General features: G+C 54.3%; 10 protein-coding genes. 3 read left to right on the forward strand and 7 right to left on the reverse strand.

The window, feature by feature from the left end; translation table 11 throughout:
* Window positions 1-89 precede the first annotated feature (89 nt).
* The 6 genes from ACTOVJ_RS07310 to ACTOVJ_RS07335 are packed head-to-tail and all read right to left on the reverse strand — an operon-like array spanning window position 90 to window position 9,186.
* Window positions 90-1,685 (reverse strand): family 20 glycosylhydrolase, encoded by a 1,596-nt coding sequence (locus ACTOVJ_RS07310; RefSeq protein WP_449504218.1) that lies wholly within the window; start codon window positions 1,683-1,685, stop codon window positions 90-92.
* Window positions 1,682-2,623 (reverse strand): carbohydrate ABC transporter permease, encoded by a 942-nt coding sequence (locus ACTOVJ_RS07315; protein ID WP_449502426.1) that lies wholly within the window; start codon window positions 2,621-2,623, stop codon window positions 1,682-1,684. The genes ACTOVJ_RS07310 and ACTOVJ_RS07315 overlap by 4 nt, the downstream gene beginning before the upstream one ends.
* The gene (locus ACTOVJ_RS07320) at window positions 2,620-3,660 is read right to left on the reverse strand and encodes a carbohydrate ABC transporter permease (RefSeq protein WP_449502425.1); all 1,041 of its coding nucleotides are present in this window, start codon (window positions 3,658-3,660) and stop codon (window positions 2,620-2,622) included. Before ACTOVJ_RS07320 ends, ACTOVJ_RS07315 begins: the two co-directional genes overlap by 4 nt.
* 28 nt (window positions 3,661-3,688) lie before the next feature.
* On the reverse strand, window positions 3,689-4,978 hold the full coding sequence (locus tag ACTOVJ_RS07325; RefSeq protein ID WP_449504217.1) for an ABC transporter substrate-binding protein: 1,290 nt from the start codon (window positions 4,976-4,978) through the stop codon (window positions 3,689-3,691).
* A gap of 24 nt (window positions 4,979-5,002) precedes the next feature.
* A complete protein-coding gene (locus ACTOVJ_RS07330) occupies window positions 5,003-6,175 on the reverse strand; it encodes a glycoside hydrolase 5 family protein (protein ID WP_449504216.1) in 1,173 nt (390 codons plus the stop codon).
* Window positions 6,172-9,186 (reverse strand): alpha-mannosidase, encoded by a 3,015-nt coding sequence (locus ACTOVJ_RS07335; protein ID WP_449502422.1) that lies wholly within the window; start codon window positions 9,184-9,186, stop codon window positions 6,172-6,174. Before ACTOVJ_RS07335 ends, ACTOVJ_RS07330 begins: the two co-directional genes overlap by 4 nt.
* A 152-nt stretch (window positions 9,187-9,338) precedes the next feature.
* Between ACTOVJ_RS07335 and ACTOVJ_RS07340 the strand changes: the two genes are divergently transcribed.
* Both ACTOVJ_RS07340 and ACTOVJ_RS07345 read left to right on the forward strand, forming a co-directional pair.
* Window positions 9,339-10,349 (forward strand): LacI family DNA-binding transcriptional regulator, encoded by a 1,011-nt coding sequence (locus ACTOVJ_RS07340; RefSeq protein ID WP_449502421.1) that lies wholly within the window; start codon window positions 9,339-9,341, stop codon window positions 10,347-10,349.
* Window positions 10,346-11,302 carry a carbohydrate kinase family protein gene (locus ACTOVJ_RS07345; protein WP_449502420.1) on the forward strand — a complete coding sequence of 319 codons (957 nt, stop codon included), beginning with the start codon at window positions 10,346-10,348 and terminating at the stop codon, window positions 11,300-11,302. Before ACTOVJ_RS07340 ends, ACTOVJ_RS07345 begins: the two co-directional genes overlap by 4 nt.
* 393 nt (window positions 11,303-11,695) lie before the next feature.
* Here the strand turns inward: ACTOVJ_RS07345 and ACTOVJ_RS07350 are convergent, their stop codons facing one another.
* On the reverse strand, window positions 11,696-12,262 hold the full coding sequence (locus tag ACTOVJ_RS07350; protein WP_449504215.1) for a ClbS/DfsB family four-helix bundle protein: 567 nt from the start codon (window positions 12,260-12,262) through the stop codon (window positions 11,696-11,698).
* Window positions 12,263-12,842: 580 nt separating this feature from the next.
* On the opposite strand from ACTOVJ_RS07350, the gene ACTOVJ_RS07355 reads away from it, so the two are divergent.
* The coding region (locus ACTOVJ_RS07355; protein ID WP_449504674.1) for a hypothetical protein at window positions 12,843-14,475 on the forward strand (1,633 nt) is incomplete at its 3' end.

Consider the following 14,475-nt stretch of genomic DNA (forward strand, 5'->3'; position numbering starts at 1 on the left):
CCTTTAAGGATAAAGGGGTTGGGTGTGGACCGCATTATTCTGTGCAACACCAAAGTTTGTGTCAATAGGATGCCAGGCGCTGGGACACGTCAATGACGAGGCGGCGGCAGCGGTGTGCCGATCTGATGGGTGAAAGCTGTGAATTCATCGAGCGAGAGCGTGCTTCCGCCGTTCCATGCTCGTTCAGCCATCGCCTGGATCCCAGGTAAAGCAAGCTGTGCAACGTCGTTCGCGGTTTCAGCATCAGCCTTGTCGGACCAGATCGAGTACATCGAGCCGAGCAGTTCCTTGGGGTAGGTCAGAAGTTCTTGGCGGGTTGGTTCGGAGTATTCGAAAGCCATCTCTTCGCTCACTGCGGCTGGCGGAAGATGGGGGAAGAGACCAGGATGCCAGTTTGCGTCCCAGATTTTTTGAGCTGTCGGATGGAGATAGCCGGCATTTTCACCGAGCACATAGTAGAAAAGTGAATCGTTGAAATTGATGATGCGATAGCCGCCGTCGATCGCTGTACGTAACGGAGCCATATCCTTGTGCCAATTCGTCCACCATGTCAGAGTCACACGTGGATCAAGTTTTACAACGTGCCCACGAAGCTGTCCATCGTTCCACACCAGCGGTTCGAATCCGAGCTCGATCAGGTGGGCAGCGATCTGGTTAATGAAATCTGTGAGTAGGTCAAAGCCGTTTGCGTTTTCTCCGAAACGTTCTCGGGCAGCGTCGGCAAGACAGGGGTAGTTGTTGATACGAGCAAAGTCAACAAATTCGTCGCCGCCTAAGTTCCACCTGTGACAACGGGCGAATAAAGGTGCGAAATCGTCGATGAGGCTCATCGCAAATTCCACAGCTTCAGGATGTGAGATATCAAGAGCGTGTCCAGTATCAGGAATTGCGAGGGGTTCGCTTTGCGGGGTGAGTTGTGCCGGTGGAAGCTGAAGATTGGGGAAGTGAGCGAGAACCTGGCGTAGGTGCCCGGGCATATCCAAGGAAGGGATGATGTCAATGTGGAGGTCATCAGCAAGGTCGAGGAGACGAACTACCTCCTCGCGAGAGATATATTCTGCAGAAACGACTTGGCTAAATGTCTCGGATTCTATTCTGAAGCCTTCGTTCTCTGAAAAATGCCATTCGAAAGTGTTGAGCCCTACCCAGGACATCTCATACAGACGTTTTTCGATCCATTGGCTTGAATAGAACTTCCGGGCAGCGTCCACGTGTAAACCGCGCACGAGCACTTGAGGCTGAGTAGTAGCGACGCCGCACGGCAATGCTCCTTGCGCATGAACATTGTGCAGGACAAGGCGTGTGCCGCGGAATAGTGCGGTGGGAGTCAAACCGGAGATCCGAATCTGATTCAGATTCACTTCGATCCGGACAGATTCACGGTTATCCTGTTCCATACTCAGATCAGGCGAGACCAGGTCAAGTAGGATCGTCACTTCTGACTCTGCTGCAGTGTCAACGACTCGCACGCCACAGGCACGCAGTTCATCGCGCAATCGAGAAACTTCGCGATGAGTTTTGGTTGTGCTGGACGTGACGTAAACGCCTGGCTCACGTGCCTCGTCGACGTCGGCAGTGCCAACAGAGGCGATATCTGCGCGTAGCAGACAGACTCCTCCCGCCGGCTCGAACTTCGGATAGGGAAGGGAGACCCAGGGGATCGAACCGGCGGGAGGGATACTCATGCTTTCACGCCACCTTCTTCGACACCTTTGAAGAACTGTTTCTGCAGAGCTGCAAAGAGAATAATGATCGGAACGAGGGCGATCATGGTACCTGCAGCAATCGCGCGTGGGTTAGCACCAAAGTTTGAATTGAGATACTGCATACCCACAGTCAAGGTGTAGTTGGCTGGATCGGAGAGTACCACTAACGGCCACAGGAAGTCGTCCCATGCGCCAATGAAAGCAAAGAGCGCAACCACGGACACCATTCCGCGGATGTTGGGCCACACGATATGGCGAAGGCGCTGGAAGGTGGTAGCGCCGTCCATTGTGGCTGCGTCGAGGATATCGTTAGGAATCATTCGGCAGGCAGCAGCCATGAGGAGCACATTGATCGCCGAAATCGCACCGGGCAGGAACACGCCCCACAGTGTATTGGCCAGCCCCAGGCTCTTGACGGTCAGGTACTGCGACGTCAGCGTCACCTCGCCGGGGAGAAGCAAAGTTGAGAAGAAAATAATGAAGACGATCGACTTGCCACGAAACTTCAAGCATCCCATCGCGTAACCACCAAGTGTTGCGAAAATGACGTTCGAGACTACTGTTCCAACGCCGACGAGTAATGAATGCCATGCGTAGGAAAATACGGGGATGGTGTTAAATACCGTGCGGTAGTTATCCAGGGTGGGAGCATCGGGGAACAAGGTTGGGGGGAAATCGTAGATATTCTCGGTAGCGCCCTTGAACGACGTCGACAACTGCCACACGAACGGGAACACCATGATCACGAAGATAAAGATGAGAGCGGCGTATTTCCCGATAAGCCCGGGAAGTGTCGGCTTCATAATGTCCGACGAGCCGTGTCCACGCCACGGGCGTTCCTTGCGAATTTTTACCTGAGCGGTTTCAGCGTGGACTGCTGTGACAGCTTCTGGAGCCTGCGAAATTTCGGTGCTCATTTGGTGGTCTCCTTGTGCTTACCGGTGGTGCGTGGGGCCGACGTCGAAGTGGCAACGGCAAGGTGTTGCATCGATGCGGGAAGTGCAGTTTCTGATGCTGGGCGGGCGTGAAGTGCATTCTTCTTGACCTGCTTGTTCGCACGGCGTGCTGTGCGTGCATCTTTGATGAGATCGCGGTTTGAGGTGTAGCCGACGATTGCAAGCGGAATGAGAGTGAGTGCGAAGAGCACCAGGGAAATAGCGGAGGCGTAGCCGATCTGTCCGTTCAGGCCTTTGCCCATGGATTGAATGAGCATCACCATCGACATCGCTTGTCCGCCTGGGCCGCCAGATCCGTTTGAGAGAATGTAGAGCTCAGTAAAGACACGCATCGCGGCTACGCAAATCAGAACGGAAACCAACATCATCGGTCCGCGTACGCCTGGAACAGTGACGGACCAGAATCGACGCCAGCGACCTGCGCCGTCGAGAGCAGCTGCTTCATGGAGCTCACGACCGACACTGCCCAGTGCGGCCAAGTAGACCACCATGTAGTAGCCCAGACCTTTCCATACTGTCAGGCCAATGGCACACGAAATGAGTAACCAACGATCAGAAAGGAACTCAATGGGCCGGTCAGCGAGACCAAAGAATTTCATTGCCTCATTGATGGTGCCTGAGCCGGAGAAGAGGAACTCCCATACGATAGCCACAACCACGGCTGAGGCGATCACGGGGAAGTAGAAAGTAGTGCGGAAGAAACCGATACCGGGGATCTTACGATGAACAAGCAATGCTAGTAGCAGTGGCAGCAAGGTCAGTAGTGGTACGCAGACCACTACGTAGACCAGTGATGTGGTGAGTGCGTAGGTAAAGCGCTCGTCGGAGAAGAGCTTGAGGAAGTTCTCCATCCCAACGTAGTTGGCCGGTTGAAGGGGACGAGCATCTGTGAAGGCGAGTGCGACCGTGTTCAAGAAAGGCCACAGGGCGAATACGAATACCCAGATCACTCCTGGTAAAACCAGAAGGTAGGGTGTGTACCAATTTTGTCTTCTCATCTGCTCGTCCCCTTCAACGCGTCTTTTCTTACTTCAGTGCATCTTGTGCGTGCTGGACAGCCTTGTCGAGGGCGTCCTTCGCAGAGATCTCACCCTTGACAGCAAGAGCAATCTGCTGCTTTGCGAAGGTTTCCATCTCTTCGGTGTAACGAGGATCGCCAGTCATCTTGGCCTTGTCCATCTGCTTCGCGGCGAGCTCGGTTGCAACTTTCTGCTCCGGGTTTTGAGCGGCCTCAGCGAAATTCGACGGATCAGCGTTTGCTGCCTTGGTGCCTGGGAAGAAGCCGACAGCGAGCTTGACGAACTCGATCTGGTTTTCGGTGTTGGAGACGAACTCAGCAAACTTCAGAGCAGCAGCTGGGCTCTTTGCCTTCGAGGAAACCGAGATGCCCTGAACGAACAACGGCGGGTTGTCGAAACCAGGGGTGACCTTGACCTTCGGCAGGAGGGTCGGGGCGTTGACTGCCACATCCTTGTCGATGTAGTTCGGGCCAGCGGTAGTCCAGGCAACTGTTCCCTTGTTGAAGTTGTTCACGTTAGCGTTTGCGGTGCCAGCGTTCTGAAGTGCTTCAGGGGTGATTGCGCCCTTCTTGTACAGATCAGCGTAGGTCTCAACGATCTTCACTGCTTCTGGGGTATTGAAGACGAACTTGCCATCCTTGAGGATGTCGAGGTGACCACCGGCGTTGGACACCATGATCTGCAAACCCTTAGGTGAGGGGAGATCGGCGATGGTCTGGATGCCCTTTTCAGCAAGCTGACCGGCGACCTTCCAGTTCTCTTCGAATGTCGCTGGTGGGGTGTCTACGCCACCCTTCTTCAGCAGCTCGGTGTTCCAGTAGTTGAGCTCGGTGCCCAGGTACCACGGGAATGCAAACGAGCCTTCCAGCCCATCATAGGTGTATGCGCTGACGCCGCCGTCAACGTAGTCGCCGATGACCTTTGATTCCTTCTTCAGATCCATGAGCTGGCCGGCTTTGGCTAGCGAGTAAGCGTACTCCGGCGGGAGATTCACAACGTCGGGAAGTTCGCCGGATTCTGCCTGCTGAAGGACTTTGTCCTCATAGCCGTCAGCTGGCTGATCGATCCACTTGACCTTGACATCCGGGTACTGCTTCTCGAAGTCCTTGACGATCTTCTCGAAGTACGGGGTGAACTTGTCGTTCTTGAGTGACCAGGTCTGGAATGTTACTTCTCCGGCGATCTTGCCCTCAGCGGCGGGCTTCTCGCTCGACGACGTGTTGGCAGTTCCGCCCGTGCAGGCTGCGAGAGACAGAGTTGCCGCAGCGAAGACGGCAGCCATCTTGGTGTACTTCATATCTTCTCCTTCGAAGATTGTTTTCTACTGTGTGATTACGATGCGCGGAACATCGCCATTGAGTGCGGACGCCATCCACGAGTCAAAAAACTCGCCGCGAGCATCCGTGAGATCGCGCTGGGTCGGCGCAACCTCGAGTTCGAAAGTGGGGCGCACAACTTCTTCCGGCACTGTGGAACCCCACTGTTCGATTGCCGATTTATAGGCAGCTCCGATTGGCTTCAGATTGCCATCGGAATCGAACAGACCGAGGGTGTACTCCAGCTCAGGGAAGTCAGCCAGTGAGCGGGAGACATCGTGTGAACACCACCAGGTGATCGCACGAAGATGAGGGGAGATTCCGCCACCGTGAGCGCCCATGAGACGATCAACATTGGCGGTGAGGAAGCGTGCCGCTTCCTGCGTGGGAACATAATTGGATGGAGATCCGATCTCTTGTAACCACACGGGTCGTTCGACATCGGTGGACCAACCAGCAGCGAGTTCTGTTAAGTAACGAGAGAACCAGTCGAGTTCGGGAGCACCTGTGCCGAACCGCGGGCCGACGCGTCCAAATACCCACGAGTGGACGGTGGTTTGATCGCCGAGCGTCACCGCCGACGCCGGATCGAATGGTTGTGTGGGATCAAACCAGAGATCGTCGTCATGAGTGTGGACGTGTGTACCGCAGGGCCAATTCTCCTTCGCCGTGGTCAGCAAATCGGACAGCCATGCGTGAGCTTGGGCAGTCGTGATCTGATGCTGAAAAGGATGGCGGGAGGCAGCGAACTGGATGAATTCGTTTCCTAAGCTCAAGCCCATTGCGCCCGGCTCATGGGACAGGCGGATTGCGAGGGTGCGAACTAATTCACGCTCACCTGAGATAGCGTCTGGGTCAGCAAATACATTGCGTTGATGCCATGCACTCACCCACGACGGCAGGTAATCAAAGGACGAAAGGTGACCGTTGAGGACGTCCACCAGTGTTTCCATCCCGCGTTCGTGTGCCAGACGAACAACCGTTGCAACATCCTCGATCGCGCGCTCGCGGATGAGAGTGCGATTAGGTTGAAGAATCGGCCACAGAGGGAAAATCCGAATGTGATCAATTCCAAGCGACGCAATTGCATCGAGATCCTCAGCGACGGCGCTGGCATCGAACTCAAGCCAGGAGTGGAACCAGCCGCGCCTGGGAGTGTAGTTGACGCCGAACTTCACTTTGTCCCTCCCACCTTCACGCGCAATGTGACAATCTGGAAAGGCGAGAGTTCAACGGTGTGAACCCCATCGACACTCGAAACTGTCGCAGCGTTATCACTGTCACGATAGAGGAGGTCGGTTGCTTTCACCTCGGCGTCCGGCCATGTGATACGTGCCTGTCCGGGCGCACCTTCAGCTTCGTAGAGACGGATCGCGACATCACCGGACTGATCGGGCACCATCGAGACTGACTCCACAACCGCACCTGTGCACGTAAAGGGAGCAGCAATGACAGGTGCTTTTCGCAATGGAATATTGATCGCTTGACCATCGGCGACGGCGTCGAGGACGCTAGCACCGGGGCGCAGACGGAAGTTCCACTCGAAGTGTCCCTGATCCTGTGCAGGATCGGGGTACACAGCGGATTTCACCAGCGTGGCGCGCACGAGTGAGTACGTGCCACGCTGGCCGGTGGCGTGACGTGTGATGTCCCAGCCATAGGTGGAATCATTCGCGATCGACACGCATGTGCCCGAATTTGCCACACGAAGCCAACGGTGGGCGTTCACCTCGAACTTCGCACTCTCCCAGGAAGTGTTTGTTGTGGTCGGACGAGTAATGTGCCCCATTTGTGTTTCAAACTGGGCGTGATCTGTATGGACATCAAGCGGGAAGGCGAGCTTGAGTAGCTTTTCACGCTCGTGCCAGTCCACTTCCACATGAACGTCAACGTAGGGTTGACCTGCGCTGAGACGCCATTCGATGCTCATCTGTGAGTTCCCGAAAGACGTATGTGCACGAGCCGTCGCCTGCGCGTCGGTAGTGTGAATTCCATCGAAAACCAGCTCGAGATTCTTCTGGGAACCTTTATAGAACGGGTCAATGTCCCAGGCATCCCACGTATTGGGGAAGTCCTGGAAGACGCAGAATTCACCTGCGCTTGTCCCTGAGGGAATGTAGGTATGACCGGCGGAGTCGGTGATCTGTGTGGCTGCGCCCGAATCGTTGAAATCAATGGAGAGTGCGCCGTTGGAAATGCGCTTGTCCGAGACGCTTATGCTGCCGACTCCGCCGGAAACTTCAGTGGCACCGAGGGCATCAACTCCATGGACACTAAACGATGTGGCATTTGCCCACGCCTGACGTCCCTCGTGTCCTTTGCCGAGGAAATCAAATGCCTCGCCGATGAGGCGTTCGCATGTCTCCTTGACCTCGGCGTAAATTGTGGCAACTTCGCGGTAGACCCATGCGATCGATGTGCCAGGCAGAATATCGTGGAACTGACACAAGAGCACCTTGCGCCATGCAGTGCGGAGCTCAGCGTAGGGGTACTCAGCTCCAGCAAGTGCGGCGATTGTGCACCACAGCTCTGTCTCGCGCAGGAGTGCCTCGCTCCGACGATTGCCTTGCTTGGTTGCGATTTGTGACGTGAATGTTCCACGATGAAGTTCGAGATAAAGTTCTCCGACCCACACGGGTGGTTCAGGTAGCTCAGCTTGTGCCCGATCAAAGAATGCATGTGGTGATTCGCTCACGACCTGCGGATATCCAGCGAGATCCTCCATCCGTGAGAGGCGTTCCATCATTTCGCGAGTTGGGCCGCCGCCTCCGTCGCCATAGCCAAAGGGGAGGAGTGAGCTATTAGCCTCGCCCTTGTTCTTAAAGTTCTGTTCAGCGTGGCGAATTTGCGCGCCGGTGACTTCTGAGCCGTAGGTGTCAGCAGGAGGGAAGTGTGTGTAAATACGTGACCCGTCGATGCCTTCCCACTGAAGAGTGTGATAGGGGAAAACGTTGGTCTGGTTCCACGAGATCTTCTGTGTCAAGAACCGCTCGATACCCGCCTCGCGGGCAAGCTGTGGGAGTGCGGCAGAATAACCAAAGGAATCGGGAAGCCAGATTTCCTTGCAGCGAATGCCGAAAGCATCTTCGAATTCTGCGGTGCCTTCCACTAGTTGGCGTGCCATTGCTTCGCCGCCGGGGAGCACTGCGTCGGGCTCCACCCACATCGAGCCAACGGGAACGATCGATCCTTCACGGACGCACTTTTGTACGCGTTCAAAAAGCTCAGGATCCTCGTCGCGTAACCACGCGACGTGCTGTGCCGCTGGAAGCGCAAAGACCAAACCAGTGCCATCCTCAATCAGCCGGACAACATTGGCAATTGTGCGGTTAACCTTGCGCTTCGTTTCGCGAATCGGCCATAGCCATGCGGAGTCAATGTGTGCGTGCCCGACTGCCGACAGATGATGTGCCCCGGGTAAAGCAGGACGAGCCATGATCGGTGCCAGAACCTTACGCGCGGCGGCAGCAGTGCCAGGAATATTACCAAGATCGAGCTGATCGAGAGCATCATTGAGTGCCATGAGGGCTTCGTAGTCGCCGTTTGTGAAAGCGGCTTCTCCCTTTGCTTCGAGCATTTCATAGATGACTGAAATGTCGGTTACGAGGTCGACTACCTGAGTGTGGCGAATGACGACGTCGGCCTTCGCAATGCGGTAGTGCTCAGTTCGCGAAGCAGTGAGTTTGTCGCCGTCGTGCGTTTCTTGCCAGGGGAGCACCTCGAGCAAGAGTGGGTTTGCTGCTGCTTCGATGCGGAAATGGAAATCGGTATTGGGTGTTTGTGGAAGCGGGATCCACTGGTTGCGCGGGTTGATCGCTTTCACCGAATTGCCCTGCGCGTCCTTGACGAGACCTTCAGCTTGGAATCCGGCCGAGTGGTCATCCCAGCCGAGGTCGAGAACAGCTTCGACAGTGTCGCCATGAGGGATTTGCGATGCCGACGGGGTAGTTCCGCTGACATCGAACCATACTGTCTGCCACGGCATTCCCCAGGTATCACCTACAGTGATCGGAGTGAACGGCCCACTTGGCTCTGTCACAGGCTCACCGATCACTGACACGCCGTTGACAATTTCATCAGGGACTCGCCACGTGGCAAGCGAAAGTTGAGACACGGGAGTGTACTGGGCACGCATAATACGTTCGTGCAAGGTGCGGTGTACGCGAGTGAGGGTCAATCCGACGTCCATGTCAGCCTTCCTTCAGAGAGCTTCGTTGTTCTCGTAAAATTCACAGTAATAACTAAACCGATTAAGTGCAAGTTTTAGTAGAATGAATTTTGCAAGCAAGTTTCTTCCTGGTTGGCGACGGGGCTGAGCGGGAATTCATGAAAAGAGCAACAATGAACCGACCAACGATCCGCGACATTGCACGCGAATCCGGTGTCTCGACGACCGCCGTGTCGTTCGCCCTCAACGATAGGCCGGGCGTATCGTCGGAAACGCGCAAGCGTATTTTGTCGACCGCAAAAAGAATCGGATGGGTTCCCAATGCGAGAGCTCAGTCGCTGTCTCTTGGCTCCGCCGACGCCGTCGGGCTTTATATCGCCCGCAAATCAGATTCGTATAACTCCGAACGCTTCTTTTTTAATTTCATCATCGGGCTTGAGCAGGCACTGACTGCCAAGAAATACGATCTCGTTTTCCACACGGGTCCTGATTCTGAAGCTGAACTCTCAACGTATCGCAATTGGTACGCTCAAGGACGCGTCGACGGTGTTGTGCTTGTTGATCCGCGCGTCGGTGATCCACGTCTGGCGGAGCTCGACAAACTCGGCCTGCCGGCCGTTGTTGTCGGAAACGAAATCGAGGGCACGGCGTGCGTTGTGGGTGACGAGTCGGCAATGATTAATACTCTGGCCGCGCATCTTGTTGAGCGTGGAGCACGATCGATTGGCTACGTCTCTGGGATGCCCTCCCTCCTGCATACCCAAGAGCGAAGCGCTGCGATCGAAGAATTTTGCGAGGCACATGGAATCGATGTCGTGGTGGTTGCCGGGGAAGAAGCTACTGAGGAATCTGGCCGTGAAGCAATTGAACGTTTAGCAGAAGGTTTGGCGATTCCTGACGGTCTGATCTTTGACAATGAGGTTCTTGCTGTGGGTGGTTTCAACGCCCTGCGTGCTGCAGGGAAAGATATCGGCCGTGACGTGCTGATTTGCTCGTGTGAGGATTCCCCTTTGTGTCGAATTGTTCGTCCATCGATCACAGTGACGAATCGTGAACCAGCAGAAATCGGACGCCAGGCAGCCACGCTGTTACTTGAAGTGATTCACGGGGAAGCGCCACGATCTCTGACTCAGGAGGCGCCCTCGATTATTATCCGCGACTCAACGGAAGGAATTATGTTATGAGTCTGCTTATTATTGGCGAAGCCTTGATCGATGTCATCAACCGCGCAGGTCAAATCACAGAGCTGCCTGGCGGGAGTCCGGCAAACGTCGCGATTGGCATTTCACGCTTAGGGATTCCTGCGTGTTTGTTGACGAGTTTTGGTCAGGACGAACGCGGCCAGGTGCTTCTCGACTGGCTTGGAGCTGACCACGTGATTGTTAAGCGCGCCGAATCTGAACGGACCGCGACGGCGTCGGCCATGATTGACGAGGACGGATCCTCGACTTACACCTTCGATTTATCGTGGGATCTCAGCGGAACCCCCGTCGATCTCACACGCGTTCATCACGTTCACACCGGTTCAATCGGGGCGTTTATGGAGCCGGGGGCGGGACAAGTTGCCCAAATTCTGAGGCAAGCGAAGAAGGGGCAGGAGGATACGCAGGCAGAAAATCTGGCAGATACGGGCGCCACAATTTCCTACGATCCCAATATTCGCCCCGCTCTCATCGACGACATGGAATCAACCAGAGCTCGCGTGCGCCAGATCATTGAGATGGCCGACGTAGTGAAATGTTCCGACGAAGATCTCGGGTTCCTTTTCGAGACCGAAGTTCCCGACGAAGATGCAGCGATCGCGTACGCAAAGGAATTTGCAGCCTCGGGGCCGTCCTTAGTTGCTGTCACTCGTGGAGGGGAAGGCGTGATTGCGGTGAACCATGCGGGCGATGTTGTGCGCGTTCCTGCTCAGAAGGTCAAGGTGATTGACACGGTCGGGGCGGGTGACTCATTTATGGGAGCACTGATTTACCAGCTTGAATCGCGCGGGCTCACGGGCGGGCGTAACCGTGAGGTGTTGCGCGCTTTGAATAAGGACGAGCTACAAGAAATCGCTGAGTTTGCGGCTCGTGTCGCCGCGATCACGTGCTCGCGTGCAGGTGCTAATCCACCGAGGCTCGATGAACTGAACTGAATAGTGCAGCTGTGAGATGGAATCCTCTATTCCTTTACTCACTGTCATAGACGGCTGTATTAGCCGGGCGTTTGTCTCTGAGTTCAGTGTTGCTCTCAGTGAGGTTAAATCGAGGAAGAGAAGTTGGTCGGCCACTAATGGGTGGTCAATAGGTGGTCCGACCTCCTCTTTTCGAGTGACCGAGGCAAACTGTGGATTGCGTTGTAGAAGCGGAGTTCTTCGGGCGAGAATGTGATCAAGCTGCGTGAATGCTCTCTGTGTCAGTTGTCTCAACAGATGGATTCGGATGAGGCCAACTTCGCGAGCTAGTTGAAAAGGTGCTGCTCTGATACCTCATCCTTGTCCAGACCTCGCCTACCATCTTCTCTATGGGCATCGCCTATATCGGAAAATTTAAAGTGAAGGAAGTATTTGTTCCGGGCTTGATCTGTTGGCTTTCTTGTGTGCGCGCAGTTTCTTAATGGCCCAGTCATAGTGGCTAGGTGCCGCTGACACTAGGTAGGAACCCAACGAGGTGGTTCCTGTCCAGGGGAAGTATTTCTTGGTGAACAGTGCCTCATCGGTGAAGCTCTCGATGAGCGTGATTATCTGGGAATGACTCGAGGTCAGCATCTCCTGTACATCGTCCAGCGGTACGTTTTGATAGTTCTCCCAGATTTGTGTGTTCAGGGCTGGTGTGGTTCGCCACGTGTGAGGTGCGGGGAGGAATGACCGGGCGATCCCGTTTTTGTTGGCGTCAACGAAGTCGATCGACATTTTTTGCCACGCGTATAGGTGGGCAAGGACATCGCGCAGATTCTTGTCCCGTCCCCAGTGTGGCTCAGGACGGTTGAAGTCAGTGCCGAAAAACAAACTGGCGTTTTCTATCTCTGGACGCATGGAGTCAATCAAGGCCTGCAGCACCTCCCATCGGGAAGTGGCTGCTTCCAACAGTTCCGTTTTCGTTTTTGATCGAGCCATACCTCATTGGAACACGGGAGGCGCGAAATGAGTAGAGGAGGTTCACTGGTAGCGAAAAATGGTATTAACGTGGCGGTCAGTGGGCGAGGGCAGGTGCTGCACATACCAACCGCTTGAGTTCGCCTATACTCGAACTAGGGAATTCCCACATGGTGGCGTTGCTACGTTGGTCTCGCTACCGCCAGGAAGAGGGGAAAATGGTGCGTTGTCAACAAACAACACCCCATTCAGGGCGCAACTTACTCCCAAACTTTACAAAGTAAAAAGGCTACTCCTCGGCGTCGGTGACTGTAATTTAATTCAAGTTTTTATTACCTGTTTTGTTCCATTCCAAAAAGGAGTAAACTCCAGAGTGTATCGAATACCAAAATGTAGGAACCTTCTGCATTTTGCCGCATACACAAGGAGAAAAGTATGAAACCACGAATACAGCGCCGAACTTTTGGCGCCACTACCCTTGCTGGAGCACTACTCCTGTCCAGCATGGGGCTGCTCCCCGGGGGGGGTAGCGCAGGCTGCTGAAAAACAATTTGGCGAATCCAGCGCCGTCTTTTGGACAGATTGGGCTGGAACAAAGGAAATGGGAACTGCGACAAAACCTTTCCCTGGACCAACGGGCACCGAGAAGGTCACCTACACCTTGAGTGACAAGGGTGAGCTTACATCACAAGGAAACTCTTTCCGTGCTCGCTTGAATCTCGAGCCAACGCGTGCAGGGGAAATTTATTCAAACATGTTTACCGGTAGTAAAGGTACCGGTACTGTTGTCACAAGCGATCAAAAGCGTACACTGACAATTCACTTCGACCGCCCTGTACTCAACCCGATTTACAAATTGAATGTTGGGCCAGGATCAAAAGCAGCATCAGGAAATAATCACCCAGATAACTGGCCAGCGCTTTGGCAAACATACACCTGGGAAGATGTCCGCATTAGCGCTATTGATGGCAAAGAGGTGGCCAAAGATAACGCTCAAGCTGCGCGCGTCGTGCCAAAATGGATCGATAGCCCTTACGCAAACTTCTACAAGAGCGGGCTCACCCCCGGCGATTACCAGCTTGATGACAAACGTTTCTTTGTCCCCGATAAAGGACCCAATGGCACATATGCTGATGGCTTCCTGAAAGGCGGGCAAAACTACGGATTCGGTGGACAAGCAAACGGCGAAATTCGCGGCTGGGTTCAAGATATCACCGTTGAATTGACTCTGCGCGGTATTGTTGCTGATCCTAGCGAAACTGCTGTGCGCTCTGGCTCTACACCATCCGGTACGTGGTTTGGTGTGGGCGTTTCACCCGCAGATCTGAGCGTTGAAAAGACGGTTACACCGGTCAACGTTATCGAAGGCGATACCGTAACGTGGAATGTTAGCGTGAAATCCCTCAAGGACAGCCCGCATGTCACCACAAACGGCTCCTACGGATACTACCTCGTTGACGAGTTCCCTGCGGGCGTCGATGCGGCAACAGTGAAAGTTGTCAAGAAGCCGGCAGATGTTGAAGAGGCTTTGCGTGATGGCAACTCCATCTACTTCAAGAAAATTTTGAAGGATGGCTACGAACTTCAGTTAAGCCAAGATCATTCTACTGTGACTGTTGTAAAAGGTAATCGCGAGGTAACTCCAAAGCCTGTGATGCCGAAGGGCTCAACAGATACCTTTACTTTCACTGCAAAAGTTGCAAAGAGCGGCAAAAATACTCCTTACGATTTGACGAATAACGTCAAGATCCTCACCACGCAGTACGACACAAACCCAGCGAACAATAGTAGCTCTGCTGTGGCACACGTCGTCTTCATTACTCCTGTGAATGCGGATACTGTTGGTGTTCAGGGTCAGTCGCAGACGTCGGCTGATAAGGATAAGGGTGATCACGGTAAGACTCCGCAGGAGATGTTCCCGAATGCTCCGACTGGTTCAACGATTGTGTTGAAGGGTGCGGATAAAGATGGTGCTGTGAAGGTTCCTGGTCAAGGTACGTACACTGTTGATAAGACGGGTGTTGTGACCTTTACTCCTGAGCCGCTTTTTGCTGGGACAGCGACTCCTGTGACTGTTGAGCTCACGACCCCGGGTGGGAATACTGTGAGTGCGACATACACGCCTACCGTTACCGAGAATCCGATTACTCCTGTGAATGCGGATACTGTTGGTGTTCAGGGTCAGTCGCAGACGTCGGCTGATAAGGATAAGGGTGATCACGGTAAGACTCCGC

This window comes from Arcanobacterium sp. (ex Cirak et al. 2026), from assembly GCF_053585065.1.

Bases quoted from the DNA above. Each gene is read 5' to 3' on its own strand.
- ACTOVJ_RS07350 (WP_449504215.1), bottom strand. From the start codon at position 12,262: ATGGCTCGATCAAAAACGAAAACGGAACTGTTGGAAGCAGCCACTTCC.
- ACTOVJ_RS07340 (WP_449502421.1), top strand. From the start codon at position 9,339: ATGAACCGACCAACGATCCGCGACATTGCACGCGAATCCGGTGTCTCG.
- ACTOVJ_RS07345 (WP_449502420.1), top strand. From the start codon at position 10,346: ATGAGTCTGCTTATTATTGGCGAAGCCTTGATCGATGTCATCAACCGC.
- ACTOVJ_RS07325 (WP_449504217.1), bottom strand. From the start codon at position 4,978: ATGAAGTACACCAAGATGGCTGCCGTCTTCGCTGCGGCAACTCTGTCT.
- ACTOVJ_RS07315 (WP_449502426.1), bottom strand. From the start codon at position 2,623: ATGAGCACCGAAATTTCGCAGGCTCCAGAAGCTGTCACAGCAGTCCAC.
- ACTOVJ_RS07310 (WP_449504218.1), bottom strand. From the start codon at position 1,685: ATGAGTATCCCTCCCGCCGGTTCGATCCCCTGGGTCTCCCTTCCCTAT.
- ACTOVJ_RS07335 (WP_449502422.1), bottom strand. From the start codon at position 9,186: ATGGACGTCGGATTGACCCTCACTCGCGTACACCGCACCTTGCACGAA.
- ACTOVJ_RS07320 (WP_449502425.1), bottom strand. From the start codon at position 3,660: ATGAGAAGACAAAATTGGTACACACCCTACCTTCTGGTTTTACCAGGA.